This window comes from Paraburkholderia sp. BR10923 (genome assembly GCF_040948765.1).
In the GTDB taxonomy this organism is placed as follows: domain Bacteria; phylum Pseudomonadota; class Gammaproteobacteria; order Burkholderiales; family Burkholderiaceae; genus Paraburkholderia; species Paraburkholderia youngii.
This window is the reverse complement of the sequence record NZ_JBFPKO010000001.1, coordinates 66,321-83,889: the sequence shown is the minus strand read 5'-3', so window position 1 is coordinate 83,889 and position 17,569 is coordinate 66,321. Positions and strand designations below refer to the sequence as shown.

At 62.3% G+C, this 17,569-nt stretch carries 19 protein-coding genes; 2 read left to right on the top strand and 17 right to left on the bottom strand.

Translation table 11 applies throughout. The annotated features are described in order from the left end of the window. Positions 1–119 precede the first annotated feature (119 nt). From lepB to AB3X94_RS00345, 16 genes are all read right to left on the bottom strand, one after another. The gene (gene lepB, locus AB3X94_RS00420) at positions 120–1,013 is read right to left on the bottom strand and encodes a signal peptidase I (protein WP_013090047.1); all 894 of its coding nucleotides are present in this window, start codon (positions 1,011–1,013) and stop codon (positions 120–122) included. 18 nt (positions 1,014–1,031) lie between these two features. Further along, positions 1,032–2,825, bottom strand: a complete 1,794-nt coding sequence (lepA, locus tag AB3X94_RS00415) for a translation elongation factor 4 (protein ID WP_176105462.1) — start codon at positions 2,823–2,825, stop codon at positions 1,032–1,034. A gap of 227 nt (positions 2,826–3,052) precedes the next feature. Beyond that, positions 3,053–3,325: a glutaredoxin family protein gene (locus AB3X94_RS00410; protein ID WP_176105461.1), complete on the bottom strand. Its 273-nt coding sequence runs from the start codon at positions 3,323–3,325 to the stop codon at positions 3,053–3,055. After that, the gene (locus tag AB3X94_RS00405; protein ID WP_368590563.1) at positions 3,322–4,842 is read right to left on the bottom strand and encodes a DegQ family serine endoprotease; all 1,521 of its coding nucleotides are present in this window, start codon (positions 4,840–4,842) and stop codon (positions 3,322–3,324) included. The genes AB3X94_RS00410 and AB3X94_RS00405 overlap by 4 nt, the downstream gene beginning before the upstream one ends. Positions 4,843–4,879: 37 nt before the next feature. Next, entirely contained in the window at positions 4,880–5,920 is a 1,041-nt protein-coding gene (locus tag AB3X94_RS00400) for a MucB/RseB C-terminal domain-containing protein (protein ID WP_368610552.1), read from the bottom strand. 4 nt (positions 5,921–5,924) lie between these two features. Continuing rightward, positions 5,925–6,539, bottom strand: coding sequence for a sigma-E factor negative regulatory protein (locus AB3X94_RS00395; RefSeq protein WP_176110282.1), 615 nt, complete (start codon positions 6,537–6,539; stop codon positions 5,925–5,927). A 93-nt stretch (positions 6,540–6,632) separates the two neighbouring features. After that, on the bottom strand, positions 6,633–7,232 hold the full coding sequence (gene rpoE, locus AB3X94_RS00390; protein ID WP_006051939.1) for an RNA polymerase sigma factor RpoE: 600 nt from the start codon (positions 7,230–7,232) through the stop codon (positions 6,633–6,635). A 101-nt stretch (positions 7,233–7,333) separates the two neighbouring features. Next, positions 7,334–7,750, bottom strand: a complete 417-nt coding sequence (locus tag AB3X94_RS00385) for a hypothetical protein (RefSeq protein WP_176105458.1) — start codon at positions 7,748–7,750, stop codon at positions 7,334–7,336. Positions 7,751–7,858: 108 nt separating this feature from the next. After that, positions 7,859–9,097, bottom strand: a complete 1,239-nt coding sequence (gene fabF / locus AB3X94_RS00380) for a beta-ketoacyl-ACP synthase II (RefSeq protein ID WP_176105457.1) — start codon at positions 9,095–9,097, stop codon at positions 7,859–7,861. A gap of 255 nt (positions 9,098–9,352) precedes the next feature. After that, positions 9,353–9,592, bottom strand: a complete 240-nt coding sequence (acpP, locus tag AB3X94_RS00375; RefSeq protein WP_004197638.1) for an acyl carrier protein — start codon at positions 9,590–9,592, stop codon at positions 9,353–9,355. Between the two features lie 151 nt (positions 9,593–9,743). Beyond that, complete coding sequence (gene fabG / locus AB3X94_RS00370; RefSeq protein ID WP_176105456.1) at positions 9,744–10,493, bottom strand: 3-oxoacyl-ACP reductase FabG; 750 nt, start codon at positions 10,491–10,493, stop codon at positions 9,744–9,746. Positions 10,494–10,605: 112 nt separating this feature from the next. Then, positions 10,606–11,541, bottom strand: coding sequence for an ACP S-malonyltransferase (gene fabD, locus AB3X94_RS00365; RefSeq protein WP_368610551.1), 936 nt, complete (start codon positions 11,539–11,541; stop codon positions 10,606–10,608). 118 nt (positions 11,542–11,659) lie between these two features. Continuing rightward, on the bottom strand, positions 11,660–12,649 hold the full coding sequence (locus AB3X94_RS00360) for a beta-ketoacyl-ACP synthase III (RefSeq protein ID WP_176105454.1): 990 nt from the start codon (positions 12,647–12,649) through the stop codon (positions 11,660–11,662). Then, positions 12,649–13,755: a phosphate acyltransferase PlsX gene (plsX, locus tag AB3X94_RS00355; RefSeq protein ID WP_013090058.1), complete on the bottom strand. Its 1,107-nt coding sequence runs from the start codon at positions 13,753–13,755 to the stop codon at positions 12,649–12,651. Before plsX ends, AB3X94_RS00360 begins: the two co-directional genes overlap by 1 nt. Positions 13,756–13,878: 123 nt before the next feature. Then, the gene (gene rpmF / locus AB3X94_RS00350) at positions 13,879–14,058 is read right to left on the bottom strand and encodes a 50S ribosomal protein L32 (RefSeq protein ID WP_006401275.1); all 180 of its coding nucleotides are present in this window, start codon (positions 14,056–14,058) and stop codon (positions 13,879–13,881) included. A gap of 102 nt (positions 14,059–14,160) precedes the next feature. Continuing rightward, positions 14,161–14,817, bottom strand: a complete 657-nt coding sequence (locus tag AB3X94_RS00345; protein ID WP_368610550.1) for a DUF177 domain-containing protein — start codon at positions 14,815–14,817, stop codon at positions 14,161–14,163. A 299-nt stretch (positions 14,818–15,116) separates the two neighbouring features. Between AB3X94_RS00345 and AB3X94_RS00340 the strand changes: the two genes are divergently transcribed. Together AB3X94_RS00340 and AB3X94_RS00335 are read left to right on the top strand one after the other, a co-directional pair. Continuing rightward, the gene (locus AB3X94_RS00340; protein ID WP_176105452.1) at positions 15,117–15,731 is read left to right on the top strand and encodes a Maf-like protein; all 615 of its coding nucleotides are present in this window, start codon (positions 15,117–15,119) and stop codon (positions 15,729–15,731) included. Then, positions 15,731–16,450, top strand: a complete 720-nt coding sequence (locus AB3X94_RS00335; protein WP_176105451.1) for an SAM-dependent methyltransferase — start codon at positions 15,731–15,733, stop codon at positions 16,448–16,450. Before AB3X94_RS00340 ends, AB3X94_RS00335 begins: the two co-directional genes overlap by 1 nt. A gap of 114 nt (positions 16,451–16,564) precedes the next feature. Here the strand turns inward: AB3X94_RS00335 and AB3X94_RS00330 are convergent, their stop codons facing one another. Continuing rightward, the gene (locus tag AB3X94_RS00330) at positions 16,565–17,566 is read right to left on the bottom strand and encodes a S49 family peptidase (protein WP_368610774.1); all 1,002 of its coding nucleotides are present in this window, start codon (positions 17,564–17,566) and stop codon (positions 16,565–16,567) included. Positions 17,567–17,569: the final 3 nt, after the last annotated feature.

The following is a 17,569-nucleotide window of genomic DNA, read 5'->3' as shown; positions in this document are numbered from 1 at the left end:
GTTACCGCGAGTTCTTAAAGTAGCATGACAACACGCCGCGACCGAGATAACCGGTGCCGTTTATTCGCGCGGCGTGTGATCGCTCATGAAGTGATCACGAAGCGATCAATGCACACGACTCACTGGAAGGAGCCGATGCGTCGCAGATCGCTGAAGTTCATCCAGATGAAAAATGCGCGGCCGACGATATTGCGTTCAGGCGCAAAACCCCAGTACCGGCTATCCGCGCTGTTGTCACGGTTATCGCCCATCATGAAGAAGTTGCCCGGCGGCACTTTGCAGATGACGCCACGTGCGTTGTATTGGCAGTTGTCGCGATAGGGGAAGTCTTCCGCACCAACGATGAACGGCGGCACCGCCGGATTATTCAGAATCGCGTTCTTGCGGCCGTCGATATCTTCCTGGAACTGCTTCGCGTAGCCGAGCCGCTCTTCGTCGAGATAATCGGGCAGCGGCGTTTCTGGCACCGGCTTGCCGTTGACGGTCAACTTCTTGTCCTGATACTCGACCACATCGCCCGGCAGGCCAATCACACGCTTGATGTAGTCGACCGATTCGTCTTTCGGATAACGGAACACCACCACGTCGCCGCGCTGGACCGGACGGCCCTGCGTGATCCTCGTATTGGTGATCGGCAAACGAAGACCGTATTCGAATTTATTGACGAGGATGAAGTCGCCCACCAGCAGCGTCGGCACCATGGAGCCGGATGGGATCTTGAACGGCTCGACCACGAACGAGCGCACGACGAACACCACCAGAATCACCGGAAAAAAACTCGCCGTATATTCGAGCCACCACGGCTGACGCAGCTTGTCGTCACGCAAACGCGCGCGGGTTTGCGCGGCGTTTTCATCGGCGAAACGCTCGCCGATGCGCGCCTGCTGACGATCGAATTCGGCGACTGCGGCTTCTGCCTCGCGGCGCCGTTTCGGCAGGAAAACCAGTTTGTCCGCGACCCATGCGACACCCGTCAAAACGACGAGCACAAAAAGAATCAGCGCGAAATTCATAGGGTTCCGTTATTCAACTTATTTGTCTTCGACACGCAGAATAGCGAGGAAAGCCTCTTGCGGGATTTCAACCGAGCCCACCTGCTTCATTCGCTTCTTGCCTGCCTTCTGCTTTTCAAGCAGCTTCTTCTTACGCGTGATATCACCGCCGTAGCATTTTGCCAGCACGTTCTTACGCAACGCTTTAATGTTTTCGCGCGCGATAATGTTCGAACCGATCGTGGCTTGAACCGCTACGTCGTACATCTGACGCGGAATCAGCTCGCGCATTTTCGCTGCCACTTCGCGGCCGCGATACTGGCTTTGCGAGCGATGGACGATCACCGACAGCGCATCGACCTTGTCGCCGTTGATCAGCATGTCGACCTTCACGACGTCCGACGCGCGGTATTCCTTGAACTCGTAATCCATCGACGCGTAACCCCGCGAAATCGACTTCAGACGATCGAAGAAATCGAGCACGACTTCGCCCATCGGGATTTCGTACGTCAGCTGGACCTGACGACCGTGATACTGCATGTTGATCTGGTTGCCGCGCTTCTGCGTACACAACGTGATCACCGCGCCGACGTAGTCTTGCGGCATGTAGAGGTTCACGGTGACGATCGGCTCGCGCACTTCCTCGATCTTCGATGGCTCCGGCATCTTGGCCGGATTCTCGACCATCAGGGTTGTGCCGTCGCGCTGCAGAACTTCGTAGACCACGGTCGGCGCCGTCGTGATCAGGTCCATGTCGAACTCACGCTCGAGACGTTCCTGCACGATTTCCATGTGCAACAGACCGAGGAAGCCGCAGCGGAACCCGAAACCGAGCGCTTGCGACACTTCCGGCTCGTACTGCAGCGACGCGTCGTTCAGCTTCAGCTTTTCGAGCGAGTCGCGCAGCGCGTCGTACTGGTTCGCTTCGACCGGATAGAGACCCGCGAACACCTGCGGCTTCACCTCCTTGAAGCCCGGCAGCGGCTCGGCCGCCGGCTGGTTCACCAGCGTAACCGTGTCGCCGACCTTCGCCGCCGCGAGTTCCTTGATGCCGGCGATGATGAAGCCCACCTGCCCCGCCGACAGCGATTCGAGATTCTTCGACTTCGGCGTGAACACGCCGATATGTTCCACCGGATACTGCGCGCCGGTTGCCATCAGGCGGATCTTGTCCTTCGGGCGCAGCGTGCCGTTGACGATGCGCGCGAGCATCACGACACCGACGTAGTTGTCGAACCACGAGTCGATGATGAGCGCCTGCAGCGGCGCTTCCGGATCGCCCTTCGGCGGCGGTACTTTCGCGATCAGCGCTTCGAGCACGTCTTCGACGCCGAGGCCGGTCTTCGCGCTGCAATGTGTGGCGTCGGTCGCATCGATGCCGATCACGTCCTCGATCTCGGCGATCGCGTTTTCGGGGTTCGCCGCCGGCAGATCGATCTTGTTCAACACCGGCACCACTTCGACGCCGAGTTCGATGGCCGTGTAGCAGTTGGCGACGGTTTGCGCCTCCACGCCCTGGCTCGCGTCGACGACGAGCAGCGCACCTTCGCACGCGGACAGCGAGCGGCTGACTTCGTACGAGAAGTCGACGTGCCCGGGGGTGTCGATCATGTTCAGGTTGTAGACTCGGCCGTCGCGCGCGCGATACGACAACGCGGCGGTTTGCGCCTTGATGGTAATGCCGCGCTCGCGCTCGAGATCCATCGAGTCGAGCACCTGAGCTTCCATCTCGCGGTCGGACAGACCACCACAAATCTGGATGATGCGATCGGCGAGCGTCGACTTGCCATGGTCGATGTGCGCAATGATCGAGAAGTTACGAATATGATCCATTCAGTGCCGATCAAGCGAAAAGGCGCGCCCGGACAATAGCGGAGCACGCCTTGTAAGTAGGTGAAAAACCTATCTATTTTAGCCGAAAAGCCCCTCGGCCGGCGCATCTTGCATAGCGCGGGCCTCAAGACGGCGTAGAAGATGCGAGAAATTTACCCTGCGCATCGCGGCGAGTCGCGACAATCCGCGCATGGATCGCGCGAATCGCCATGCCGCGCGGATGTAAATCAGGACGCCGCGGCCACACGCGACGCATGCGCCGCCAATGCTGCGCGCACTCGCGCTTCGTCGAGATGGTAGTGGCACAACTCGACGCCATCGCATACCAGCACCGGCACCCACTCGTTGTAACGAGCTTCGAGCAACGGATCGCTGTCGACGTCGATCACCGCCAGTTGCGCACCGAACTCGGCCAGTAACGGCTCGAGCGCGGCGCGCATGTCCTCGCACAGATGGCACCACGCGCGCCCATAGAGCGTGAGCGAAGCCGTCTTTGTCATTTCTGCGCGCTGCGCGGACGGATCGGCACAAACTGCGTGTTGTCGCCGCGACGCACCAGCAACGCGACCATCTTCTGCGAATCGAGGTGTGAGGTCAGTTCGTCGAACTGTTTCGCGCTCGTCACATCCATGTCGCCAACCCGCAGGATGATGTCGCCCTTTTGGAGCCCGACACGGGCTGCCGGACCGTCGACCGCGTCGATCTGCACGCCATTCTGAATCTTCAGCGCTTTCTGCTGATCGGCGGGAATGTCGCTGACCGCGATGCCAAGCGCGTTGGTCGCGCGCTGCTTCGGCGCCTGTGGCTTCTTTTGATCCGCTTTCGCGACCTTGTCCGACTGCATTTCCGAGATCGTGATCGGCAGTTCGCGCGTCTGACCCTTGCGCCAGATCGAGATCGACGTCTTCGTGCCCGGCTTCGTATCGCCGACCATGCGCGGCAGGTCCGTGGCGGTGTCGACCGAATGACCGTTGAACTTCAGGATGATGTCGCCCGGCTGCACGCCGGCCTTGTCGGCCGGGCCGCCCGGCTCGACGCTGCTGACGAGCGCGCCCTGCGCCTTCGGCAAGCCGAGCGAATCGGCGACGTCTTTCGTCACTTCACCGATCGCCACCGCGATGCGGCCGCGCACCACCTTGCCCGAACTCTTCAGCTGATCGGCCACCCGCATCGCTTCGTCGATCGGAATCGCGAACGAAATGCCCATGAAACCGCCGGTGCGGCTGTAAATCTGCGAATTGATGCCGATCACTTCGCCTTGCATGTTGATTAGCGGGCCGCCCGAGTTGCCCGGATTGACGGCTACGTCGGTCTGGATGAACGGCAGGTAGTCGCCGGTGTCGCGTCCCTTCGCGCTGACGATACCGGCCGTCACCGTGTTTTCGAGACCGAACGGCGACCCGATCGCGACGACCCATTCGCCGACGCGCACCTTGTTTGAATCGCCGATCGTGATGGTCGGCAGATTCGACGCGTTGATCTTCACGACCGCGACGTCGGTACGGTCGTCGACCCCGATCAGCTTCGCCTTGAATTCGCGCTTGTCGGTCAGCGTCACGTAGATCGTATCCGCGTCGTCGACGACGTGAGCGTTGGTCATCACGTAGCCGTCCGCCGACAGGATGAAGCCCGAGCCCACCCCGCTGTTCTGTTCGGGGTCGGTGTTGTCCTGTGAATCCGGGCTGCCGCCGCTGCCGCCCCCCCCTCCACCGCCACCGCCGTTATCACCACCGCGCGGTGATTGCGGTGACTGCGGCAACGGAATCCCGAAGAAGCGCCGGAAGAACTCCGACATATCGCCGTCGTCCATACCCGGCGGCAGGCCGCCGCGGGAACTACCGTTCGACACGCGCGTTGTCGTGCGAATATTGACGACCGCCGGGCCTACCTTGTCGACGAGGTCAGTGAAGTCGGGCAGATTGGCAGCGGGAGCCGCTGATGCCATATGCGGCACAAGCGGCAAACACGCCGCCACCACTACGGCCGCGAGGAATTTGCGCACCGAGAAAGTCGTCATATCGTAGCAAGCCGAGGGATTTCAGGATTCGGAAGGGTTACTTCGGAGCTTTGTATTCTATGGCAGACGCGAATTGCTGCAATGTGGTTTGGGGCACCTCACCGAGCAGGGTAATCCAGAAGTCACCCTGACGCTTGACCAGGACGTGCGTCGCGCCGCTATCGCCCGTGCCCTCTTTGCGCGTGTTGTTCTCGACCGGCTCGACGAAAACCGAAATCGCCGCGAGGCCGTCGGAAAACACGGCCTGGTCGACCGGGATCGGCGGCTGCCCCGCCTCGCGCGACGCCATCGGACGGCGCAACTGACGGATGATATGAAAACCCCGCACCGACGGATTGATTAGCCAACCCTGCGCGGCCATGTCGACCGGCTCGACTGGCGGACGCACGACCGTCCAGCCCGTGAGATTGCGAATGCCGTTGACGATGCCCGCTTTGTCGACCGGCACGCCGATGCGGACCTGCGAAAACGACAGTTGCTCGAGCACCTGGCCGCTCGGGTCGAGCGTCTGCGCGCGCAGCAGCAGACCGGTCTTGTTGTCGGCCCAAAGCTTGTACGCGAACCGGTACGCGTCTTTCGGATCCAGTTCCATCACCAGACTGTCGACGCCCGCGACGCGGTCATCACCCAGCATCTTCGGCTCGTAGACGGACAGTACCTGCTCGCCGTTCACGGACAGCAGCGCGGGGAATGAATCCTTGTTCTGCCGCTTTTCGAAGACCACGATACGCCGTTCCGGCAGGAACGTGTACATGTCGTCGTTGTGGCGCAGCATTTTGCGCGGCTTGCCGTCGAGGCTTTCGAGCTGCTCGAACTCGCCGTCCGTATGCGTGGAGTAATGCGCAATGCGCGACGTCTGCACGAAATTGCCGCGCTGATAGACGAAGGCGCCCTCGTAGTTCTGCTGTTGGGCGGCCTGATGGATGCGGTCGAGCAGTTCGGCGGCCGTGCGACGGGCGACGACCGGATCGTCTTGAGCGAAGACCCGCGGTGTAGCGGACAACAACACGGCTGCACAGAACAGAAATGCTGGCAACCGCCCCCAGATAGTCGTTTTATTGAACCGCGGAGTCTGCATCAAACTATTGGCCCTGCGTGGAGACTGAGGCAGCGCGAATCACCGGCATCGAGCCTGCCAGCGCCGGTTGCTGCGCGAATTGCTGATGAGCTTCGAGGTATTGATCGAGGCTCGCGTCGCGAATGATGTTGGAGTCTTGCGCGGGCACCGAGGCCATGGCGACACGCTGCACCGGGTCGGCGTGCGATTGTAGCGAAGCGAGCTGGGCACCCGGACCACCCGGCGCGCCCTGCAGCTGCGGCACGACGATCCAGGTCAAGGTAGCGGCCGCGGCAGCGACGGCAAAAGCCGGCACGACTCGCCGGCGCAGCCCGAGCAGGCGGCGCGTGACCGACGCGGACGCGGCGGCTGGCGCCAGCACATGCGGCTCGCTTTCGAGGCGCGCGGCAAAACCGCTGAGAAAGGCGCTGCTCCGTGCGGGGCTGACTGCCAGATCGTCGGAACGTAGCGCGTCGCCGATCAGGTGGTAGCTCGACCAGGCAGCGCGATCATCGCCGTCCAGTTCCGCAAGAAACTTGTCCAGATTCAGATGCTCTTCGCCAAACAATTCACCGTCGACGAAAGCGGACAGACGCTCGCCGCGCGAGCCCGCTTGCGATTGCATCGAGACCGACCCCATGATGCTCCCCATCTTCCAAATACCCCGTAGTGACACCACTAAACCAGATATTGCGCCGCTGCCCCGCCAAGCCTGCTGGACGTTCAAAAGCCTCTACCAGCGCTTGCCTTCGGGTGTGTCAAGCAACGGTCGCAATTTTGCCGCAATGGCTTCGCGAGCGCGGAAAATTCGTGATCTGACTGTGCCAATCGGGCAACCCATCATCTCAGCGATTTCCTCGTAGCTCAAACCCTCAATTTCTCGAAGAGTAATGGCGGTGCGCAATTCTTCCGGTAAAACCGCCATCGCAGCATTGACCGTCTCGGCGATCTGCTTGCTCATCAACATCGACTCAGGCGTGTTGATATCCCTTAGTTGGTCAGCGTCGGAGAAAGTTTCAGCTTCTTCAGCATCCGCTTCGGTCGAGGTCGGCGCGCGCCGGCCCTGGGTGGCAAGGTAGTTCTTCGCGGTATTGACCGCAATCCGGTACAACCACGTATAAAACGCCGACTCGCCGCGAAACTGCGGCAACGCGCGATACGCCTTGATAAATGCGTCCTGTGCGACGTCTTCGACTTCGGCGGGGTCCCGCACGAGACGCGAGATCAGCCGGAGAATCTTGCGGTGGTATTTGGAGACCAGAAGCTCGAACGCGGCCTTGTCGCCCTTCTGGACGCGTTCGACCAGCACCTGATCAATTTCTTTTTCGCTCACCTGATAAATCCGTTAACTATAGGGCGCATGGCGGGGGACCATTGTAGCGTCCCCCTCGTGAGGGCACGTTACTACGGTAACAGCGGTTACAGTCGTTACAGTCAGGCGCCGGCCGCACGCCGGCCCAGCACGGAAAGTTCGCGGAAAACATTGGGCGGCAGCGCGTCGGCGGCGAGCAGCAGGGAGCGCGTACGGCCCAGCGGCGCACGCATGAGGCCACGCCTTCGACCACTCTCGGGCGCGAGCGCGAGCACCAACAAACGGCTGCTCCACTGCGCGCAACCGACGACGCGACCTCGCGCGAGCAATTCACCTGCGCGGTTCCAGGCGGAAATCTCGCCCATCGCGATATGCAGCGCGGTTGGCTGCGCCGCGTCATGCCTAGCCGCGCACAGTGCAAGGACCGCTGCGACGGCGAGCGTCAACGCAGCGGCCTGCCACGCGCCCAAGCGCGGCGCGAGGCAGGTATAAACGGCTAACGTCGCAATCAGCACGAACGCCCCCGCCGCGGCACGCATTGCGACAGAGCGACGCAACGCAATCCGCTGCGTCGTCCTGCTCAACGTTGCCGGTGCGGGGGAAAGCGCCGGCGAAGCCGGCGTCGCGAACTGATGCGTCACCCGTGATCAGGCGCGCTTGAACACCAGCGTGCCGTTCGTACCGCCGAACCCAAACGAGTTCTTCAGCGCGACGTCGATCTTCATGTCCCGCGCGGTGTTTGCGCAGTAATCGAGATCGCAGGCCGGGTCCTGGTTGAAGATGTTGATGGTCGGAGGCGAGACCTGGTGATGCACGGCGAGCACCGTGAACACCGACTCCAGACCGCCGGCGCCGCCCAGCAGGTGGCCCGTCATCGACTTGGTCGAATTGACGACCATGTCCTTCGAGTGGTCGCCGAACGCCCGCTTGATGCCGGTCGTTTCCGCCAGATCGCCGAGCGGCGTGGACGTGCCGTGCGCGTTCAGGTAGTTCACCTGATCGCCGTTGATGCCCGCGTTCTTCAGCGCTGCGAGCATGCAGCGGCGTGCGCCGTCGCCGTCTTCGAGCGGCGCGGTCATGTGGTACGCATCGCCGCTCATGCCGTAGCCGCCGATTTCCGCGTAGATCTTCGCGCCACGCGCCTTCGCGTGCTCGTATTCTTCGAGCACCATCACGCCCGCGCCTTCGCCGAGCACGAAGCCGTCGCGGTCCTTGTCCCACGGACGGCTAGCGGTTGCCGGATCGTCATTGCGTTGCGACAGCGCGCGCGCCGCCGCAAAGCCGCCGATACCGAGCGGGGACACGGTCGATTCCGCGCCGCCGGCAATCATCACGTCGGCGTCGCCGTATTCGATCAGGCGCGAAGCCTCGCCGATGCAGTGCAGACCGGTCGTGCACGCGGTGACGATCGACAGATTCGGACCCTTGATGCCGAACTTGATCGACAGGTGGCCGGAGATCATGTTGATGATCGAAGCCGGCACGAAGAACGGCGAAATGCGGCGCGGGCCGCGATTGAGCAATTCGGTTTGGGTGATTTCGATCATCGGCAGACCGCCGATGCCCGAACCGACCACCACGCCAATGCGCTCCGAATTCTCGTCGGTGACTTCGAGCCCGCTGTCCTGCATGGCCTGGATGCCCGCGGCCACGCCGTAGTGGATGAACGTATCCATGTGGCGCGCTTCCTTACCGGGGATGTAGTCCTCGATATTGAAGCCCTTCACCTCGCCGGCGAAACGAGTCGAGAAGTTCGACGCATCGAACTTCGTGATATTGGCAATCCCAGACTTGCCGGCGACCAGATTGGCCCAGCCATCGGCAACATTATTGCCAACAGGCGAAATCAGCCCCAGGCCTGTAACAACAACACGACGGCGGCTCACGGTAACCCCTTTTTCATAGATGACAAAAGCAAAAGCCACAGCGCCCACAGGAATCGCCCTGTGTGCCCTGTGGCTGTTTAAGTCGGCAATCGCGCGGAAAGTTGCGCTGTCAACATCGCTGGCTCCTGCGTGGCAAGCGGCGTGGCGTATGGCGTGTCAATGGACACACCCCATAGCGCCGACCCTGCTGGCGCCGGCAAGCGGCACGGCAGGGCGTCATGCGCGACCCGTGCAGAAACGCAGGCGCGAATGACCTTAGGCCTTGACGTTCGCGCGAGCGTAGTCGATCGCTTGCTGAACGGTGGTGATCTTCTCGGCTTCTTCATCCGGAATTTCCATGCCGAATTCGTCTTCGAGGGCCATCACGAGCTCAACGGTGTCGAGCGAGTCGGCGCCCAGATCGTTCACGAACGACGCTTCGTTCTTGATTTCCGCTTCCGCAACGCCCAGTTGTTCCGCGACGATCTTCTTGACGCGCTGTTCGATATTGTCCATTACCCCTCCAAGGGAAAAGAAGTTCAAAAATACAGGTGCGCGCATTTTATCAGGTTTGACCCGGCAAAAAAGCGGCGCTTCGGGTTCCTGTCAACGCATGCGCCTCGTGCTTCTGCGAACGCATCAAGGCGCGGATAGTAACCGAATTTGGTTACTGCATGTACATGCCGCCGTTCACGTGCAGCGTCGTGCCGGTGATGTAGCCCGCTTGCGGCGACGCGAGGAAAGCGACCGCGTGCGCGATGTCTTCCGGGCTGCCGAGACGGCCGAGCGGAATCTGCGTTTTCAGCACGGTCTGCTGCTCTTCGGGCAGCGCCTTGGTCATGTCGGTATCGATGAAGCCAGGCGCCACGCAATTGACCGTGATGCCACGGCTGCCGATCTCGCGCGCGAGCGCGCGCGTCATGCCCGCGACGCCCGCCTTCGCGGCGGCGTAGTTGATCTGGCCAGGGTTGCCGGCCGAGCCGACCACCGACGTGATATTGATGATCCGACCGCCCTTCGCTTTCATCATCGGGCGCAGCACCGCACGCGACAGACGGAACACCGACTTCAGGTTGGTGTCGACCACCGCGTCCCAGTCGTCGTCCTTCATGCGCATCGCCAGTTGATCCTGCGTGATGCCGGCGTTGTTCACCAGCACGTTCAGCGCGCCGAATTCCTTGACCGTGCCGTCGATAAGCGCTTCGGCCGCGGCCGCGTCGTTGACGTCGAGCACCGCGCCGCGGCCGCTCACCCCGGCCGCCTTGAACGCCTCGGTGATCGCCGTCGCGCCGCTTTCGCTGGTCGCGGTGCCGATGACCGTCGCGCCCTGACGCGCGAGTTCCATCGCGATCGCACGGCCGATGCCGCGCGATGCGCCCGTTACGATTGCGATCTGCTTGTCGAGAGTCTTTTCCATCTGTCAGTCCGGATGCCCTTCAAATAGGGCTCATTGATTCTTGTTGATTCGTCTGTCGAGGGAGGCCGCGCCAGCGCGGCACGGCTCTGCCGATACCCGCTCGCGAAAGCGCTCAGCCTGCCGTCACGAGCTTCAGCGTTTCTTCGAGCGATGCCGGATCGAACACCGATGCGCCGCCGAGATTGCCGTCGATGCGCCTGGTCAAACCCGCAAGGACCTTGGCCGGGCCGCATTCGATCACGTGCGTGACGCCCTGCGCGGCCATTGCCTGCACGCATTCGACCCAGCGCACCGCACCAGCCGCCTGGCGCACCAGCGCGTCCTTGATTTTGGCCGGCTCGTTGACCACGGCGACGTCGACGTTGTTGATGACGGGAATCGACGGCACCTGCACGTCGATGCTCGCGAGGTATTCGCGCAATTGATCCGACGCCGGCTTGAGCAGCGACGAGTGGAACGGCGCCGACACCGGCAGCGGCAGCGCGCGCTTCGCACCTTTGGCCTTCGCGAATTCGCAGGCTTTCTCGACCGCGGCCTTGTGGCCCGCGATCACGACTTGCGCCGGCGCATTGAAATTGACCGCTTCGACGACGCCCGCGACCGACGCTTCCGCGCAGACCGCGCGCACCGTGTCGTCGTCGAGGCCGAGAATCGCGGCCATGCCGCCTTCGCCCACCGGCACCGCGGTTTGCATCGCCTGCGCGCGGAAACGCACGAGCGGCACCGCGTCGCGGAAAGCTAGCGCGCCGGCCGCGACGAGCGCCGTGTATTCGCCGAGGCTATGGCCGGCGACGATCGCCGGCGCCGGGCCGCCCGCCTGCTGCCACGCGCGATAGGTAGCGTAGGCCGCGGTCAGCATGACCGGCTGGGTGTTGGTGGTGAGATTGAGATCTTCGGCGGGGCCTTCGGCGATCAGCTTGCCGAGGTCCTGGTTGAGTGCGTCGGAGGCTTCCTGAACCGTCTCACGCACGACTGCGTGACCGGCGAATGCATTGAGCATGCCGACCGCCTGCGAGCCCTGCCCAGGAAAAACGAACGCGAATTTCATATCGTCCCCAAAATCTGTTTAATCGGATGTGGCTGCCGGCCGCGGCTGCCCGATGGCGCGCGGTATTACTCCGGCCGCGCAGGCGCCCCCAGCTACGCCCTGCGATGCGTCGTCGCGCTCAGTAGCGAATGACCGACGCGCCCCACGTGAAGCCGCCGCCGACGCCCTCGATCAGCACGTTCTGGCCGCGCTTGATGCGGCCGTCGCGCACCGCGACGTCGAGTGCAAGCGGAATGGACGCCGCCGACGTATTGCCGTGCTCGCCCACCGTGACGACCATGCGCTCCTGCGGCAGGCCGAGCTTGCGGCAGGTGCTTTGCATGATGCGGATATTGGCCTGATGCGGAATCAGCCAGTCGATCTGCTCGGGCTTCAGATCGGCTTTTTCCAATGCTTCGATGGCGACTTTCTCCAGCACGTTGACGGCAAGCTTGAACACCGCCTGACCGTCCATGTGCAGGAACGCGCTGCCAGCGACCACGCCGCCGTTCACGTTGCCCGGCGTGCATAGAATGTTCGAATGGCTGCCGTCCGCGTGCAGCGCGCTCGAGAGCACGCCCGGTTCGTCGGAGGCTTGCAGGATCACCGCGCCGGCGCCGTCGCCGAACAGCACGCAGGTGGTGCGGTCGTTGAAATCGAGGATGCGCGAGAATGTTTCCGCGCCGACCACGAGAGCCGTGCGATGCTGACCGGTGCGAATCAGACTGTCCACTGTCGCGACCGCGTAAGCGAAGCCTGAGCAGACCGCCTGCACGTCGAACGCGGCGCCCTGATTCTTGATGCCGAGCTTGTTCTGCAGCAGGCAGGCGGTGCTCGGGAACACAAAGTCCGGCGTGGAAGTGGCGACGACGATCAGATCGATGGACTGGGGATCGATGTCCGCCGCTTCGATCGCGCGCTGCGAGGCGATCAACGCGAGGTCGCTGGTCGTGACGTCGGGATCGGCGAAGTGGCGGGCATGGATGCCCGTGCGCGCGACGATCCATTCGTCGCTCGTTTCGACACCTTGCCTGCCGAGACGCTCAGCCAGATCCTGATTGGTGACGCGGTTGGACGGCAGATAGCTGCCGGTGCCCAGCACGCGGGAGTAGATTGTGGATTGAGCCATTATGCCTTCGAGGATTGCGCAGCGTAGGGCTCGGCCGGCTGGCCTGCGATCGGGCTTGCGTGACCCGCACCGCTTGCGTCGCGCGCCGCCTGTTCGAGAGAACCTGCGTTCTCTTCCATCGCTCGCGCAAGGCGCTCCAGCACGCCGTTTTTGACGGCATCATACCCGCGTTTGATAGCCCACTCAAACGCGTAGGCATCGGCGGAACCGTGGCTTTTGATCACGAGACCGCGCAAGCCGAGCAGCGCGGCGCCATTGTATTGCCGATGGTCGACGCGTTTCTTGAAGCGCATCAATACCGGCAGCGCGAGCACCGCCATCACCTTGGTCAGCCACGAACGGCCAAACTCTTCCTTGATGATGTTGGACAGCATCTGCGCGAGACCTTCCGACGTCTTCAGCGCGACATTGCCGACAAAGCCATCGCAGACGATTACGTCGACGGTGCCCTTGTAGATGTCGTCGCCTTCGACATTGCCATGAAAGTTCAGTGTACTCGCACGCAGCAGTTCGCCGGCGCGCTTGATGATGTCATTGCCCTTGATGACTTCTTCGCCGATGTTGAGCAGGCCGATGGTGGGCCGCTCTTTGCCTTCGAGCGCGGACACGAGCGCGTGCCCCATCTCGGCGAACTGCAGCAGGTGCTGCGGCTCGCAGTCGACGTTGGCGCCCAGGTCGAGCATCATCGTATAGCCGGTGGGATTGGGCAGGGCGAACGCGATGGCCGGGCGTTCGATACCCGACAGCGTTTTCAGCACATAACGCGAGACCGCCATCAGTGCGCCGGTGTTGCCGGCGGAAATACAGGCTTGCGCCTCGCCTTCCTTGACGCGGTTCAGCGCCACGCGCATCGACGAATCTTTTTTCTTGCGCAGCGCGACCTCGACCGGATCGTCCATCGCGACGACCTCGGTAGCAGGCACGACGGTCAGCGCCGGCAGATCCTGAGCCTTGAGCTTCTTCAGCTGCGCACGAATCGCACTTTCAATGCCGACGAGCAGCAACTGCGCATCGGGATGCGAACGAACGAAGTTGACGGCAGCGGGAACGGTCACGGACGGGCCGTGGTCGCCTCCCATGCAATCTATCGTGAGCTTTACTGTCATGGAGTGCGACGAATTTCAGACACAAAAAAGCGGCAGTTGAATGCCGCCTTTTTGCCGAACCGGGAAAATGTCAAGCGAGCCGATCGCTACGCGAAACGCCACAGGGCGCATCGCAGTCAACGATTAGTCGTTCTTCGTCTTGACGACTTTCTTGCCGCGATAGTAGCCGTTCGGGCTGATGTGGTGACGCAGATGCACTTCGCCCGTGCTCGGCTCAACGGCCAGCGGCGCTGCCGTCAGGAAATCGTGCGAACGGTGCATGCCGCGCTTCGACGGCGACTTCTTGTTTTGTTGAACTGCCATGACTAAAACTCCAAAAAATTTTCCGAATTCTAACACAGCCCGATACGGACTTAACCACTGGCCGAATGGCCAATGCGCCAGCATCGCGCCCCCTGCAACTATTCAGTGCTTCTTGCCGCCCGGTTCGTCGCGTTTCAGACTCTCGAGCGCCGCGAACGGATTGCGCCGCTCGCTGGATTGATCCGGCTCGCCGACATCGCCAGCTTCGTGCTGCGCGGCTTCGTCACCCTCCCCTTCGCTGCCGTCCGCACCAGAGACAAGGCTCTCGTGCACTTCAGGACAGACCTCGTGTTTCGGCACGAGCGGCAAGGAAAGCAGCAACTCTTCTTCGATCAAGTCGATGAGATCGAACTGGCGCGAGCCCACGATCACCTCGACTTCATCCTCGTCGAGCGGAAACTCTTCGGCTTCCGCCTCCGTACTGACGATCCGGTAAGTTGCATCGACGTTGAACGCCTGCGAATACGGCGTCAAGCACCGCTGGCATTCGAGCCACGCGGCACCATGAATCGCCAGCCGCAGATAAGGCTGGGGACCTTCGGTGCCGTCGTCCTGCAATTCCGGTTGCGTCGTCCCTTCGGCCTGCCATGTGAACGCGGTGTCGCGATCTGGCGCTTCCGCCGGGACTTCGTTTAACATGCGCGGCAGTTGCGAGACGCGCACGACACCCGCAGCCTGACGCCCACTTCGCGCAAATTCGAACAGATCGAGTTCATGCGGGTCGGACGGACCTGCAGGTTTGCCAGGATGTTGAGTCATGTGCGCTCCTGCGTCGGCAAGCAAGTTGCCGGGGTGATTCGCGAAGGACGATCAGATCCGCCGCGAAGATAATCCGGTGTGCGAGGCAGCCAGTGGCCATTGCGTTCAACCTGCCGAGCTTTCTTCGACCTTCCGGCTGCCGAAAGCCGCTGAACGCGCCGAGACCCTTCAGGCGCAAGCATACCGTGAAAAGCCCAAAATCATATCCGTTTTGTCTTTTCGAGTCAAACACTTAAGCCCGTACGCACACGAGCCTCGCGCGACCCCGTACGACCCGCCTCTTCCGTTGCCCGCAAACCATGTCTGATTCCTCCAAATGCCCGCCACGCCTGATTCTGGCATCGAGTTCGCAGTATCGCCGCGAGTTGCTCGAACGCCTGCGCGTGCCGTTCGACATCGTCGTGCCCGCGATCGACGAAACCCCACTCGCCGGTGAAACACCCGATACCACCGCGCTGCGCCTCGCCGAAGCCAAAGCGCGCGCGGTCGCCAAATGCCTCGCCGCCGCCGAACGCGCGCTCGTGATCGGCTCCGACCAGGTCGCCACCTATGACGGCCTGCAGATCGGCAAACCCGGCACGCACGACAGGGCGCTCGCGCAGTTGCAGGCGATGCGTGGTCGCGAGGTGCTGTTCCATAGCGCACTGTGTCTGTTCGACAGCGCGACGGACAGCGCGCAGACCGTCGATGTGATCACCCGCGTGCGCTTTCGCAACCTGCCGGACGCGGCCCTCGACGCGTATCTGCGCGCCGAAACGCCGTACGACGTGGCCGGCAGCGCCAAATCCGAAGGACTCGGCATCGCGCTGCTGGAGGCGATCCATTCCGACGACCCGACCGCGCTCGTCGGCCTGCCGCTCATCGCGTTGTCGCACATGCTGCTCGCGGCCGACTATCCGCTTCTGGGGGCATGATGACCGGTACGCTCTATCTGATTCCGAACACACTCGGCGAAGGCGACGCAAGCGCACTCGAGCTGGTGCTGCCCGCGCCCGTGCGCGCCCGTGCGGCGTCGCTGCACTATTACATTGGCGAAAACGCGAAAACCACGCGCGCGTTCCTGAAAAAAGTCGGCACCGAACGGCCCATTCAGGAGATCGAGATTCGCGAACTGAACGTCAATACGCCGGGCGGGGAAATTGACAAGCTGCTCGCGCCGCTACTCTCGGGGACCGACGCAGGCCTCGTCTCCGAGGCTGGCTGCCCGGCAGTCGCGGACCCGGGCGCACTACTCGTGCGACGCGCGCACGAGCGCGGCGTGAAAGTCGTGCCGCTGGTCGGACCGAGTTCGATTCTGCTCGCGCTTATGGCGTCGGGGCTGAACGGCCAGACTTTCGCGTTTCACGGCTACCTGCCCGTCGACGCCGCCGAGCGCGCCAAACGTCTGCGCGATCTCGAGCAACAGTCGCGCAAGAGCAAGCAAACGCAGATCTTCATCGAAACGCCGTACCGGAATCGCGCATTGCTCGATACGTTGCTCGCGACCTGCGCGCCGTCGACGCTCGTTTGTGTGGCGGTCGATCTGACGCTGCCGAGCGAAGTCATCGCAAGCCGGAGCGTTGCGGACTGGAAAAAGAAGTCTGAGATCGACCTGCATAAGCGGCCGGCGATTTTTCTGATTCTGGCGGCCTGAGCGCGAGTACCGGGCAGACAGCGAACACCAGGCCGCCCCGAAACGTGCCCGCAAAGACAAAGCCCTCGCAATCGGCCAAAGCCGACCGCGCGGGCTTCTTTTATTACTGCGCGTTCAATGCAGATTCATTTTTGCGCCGAGCGCCATCGCCCGAACCGCGCCGGCGCCGACCGCAGCGCCGAATTTGCGCGCAACGCGGTCCGTAATGCTCTCTTTTACCGTGTAATCGACGATATCCGGCGCTTTGAAGATCTCTCGCGCGACGTAATCCGCATCCCCAAAACCGTCCGCGAGGCCCAATTCGACGCTCTTCTGCCCCGTCCAGAACAGACCCGAGAACATGTCCGGTGTCTCATGCAGACGCTTGCCGCGCCCCTGACGCACCGCATCGATGAACTGCGAGTGGATCTGATCGAGCATAACCTGCGCATGTTCGTCCATCTTCGGCGTTTCAGGCGAGAACGGATCGAAAAACCCCTTGTTCTCACCCGAGGTGTGCAGCCGGCGCTGAATCCCCAGCTTGTCCATCAGACCGGTGAAACCGAAGCTGTCCATCAGGACGCCGATCGAACCGACGATGCTCGCCTTGTCTACATAGATCTTCTCTGCCGCGGCGGCCGCGTAGTAGCCGCCTGATGCGCACATATCGCCAACTACGACATACAGCGGAATAGAGGGATATTTCCCGCGCAATCGCCGAACTTCGCTATTGATAATGCCCGCTTGGACCGGACTGCCGCCCGGGCTGTTGCAATAGAGAATCACGCCGGCGGTATTGGAATCTTCGAATGCGGAGTCGAGGGCAGTATTGACATCTTGTGCGTTCGCGTTCGTATCCGTCGAGATCTCGCCGTCAAGCGACACCATCGCCGTATGTCGGCCAGTCGTGGCGACCCGCTCGCCCGAAAAACTCAGCACGCCCCACACTACTAGTGCAAGCACTCCGAGGAACAGGAAACGGAAAAAAATCCGCCAGCGCCGCGCGGCGCGTTGCTCATTGATCGCAGCGAGCGCGATGCGCTCGAGCGCGGCACGCTCCCAGCCGGGCTGGTCGGCAGGGGCACCGGAGCGGCCTCCCGAGGAGGGGTCCCTTCCGGGGGTCAAATTGTCGGACATGCG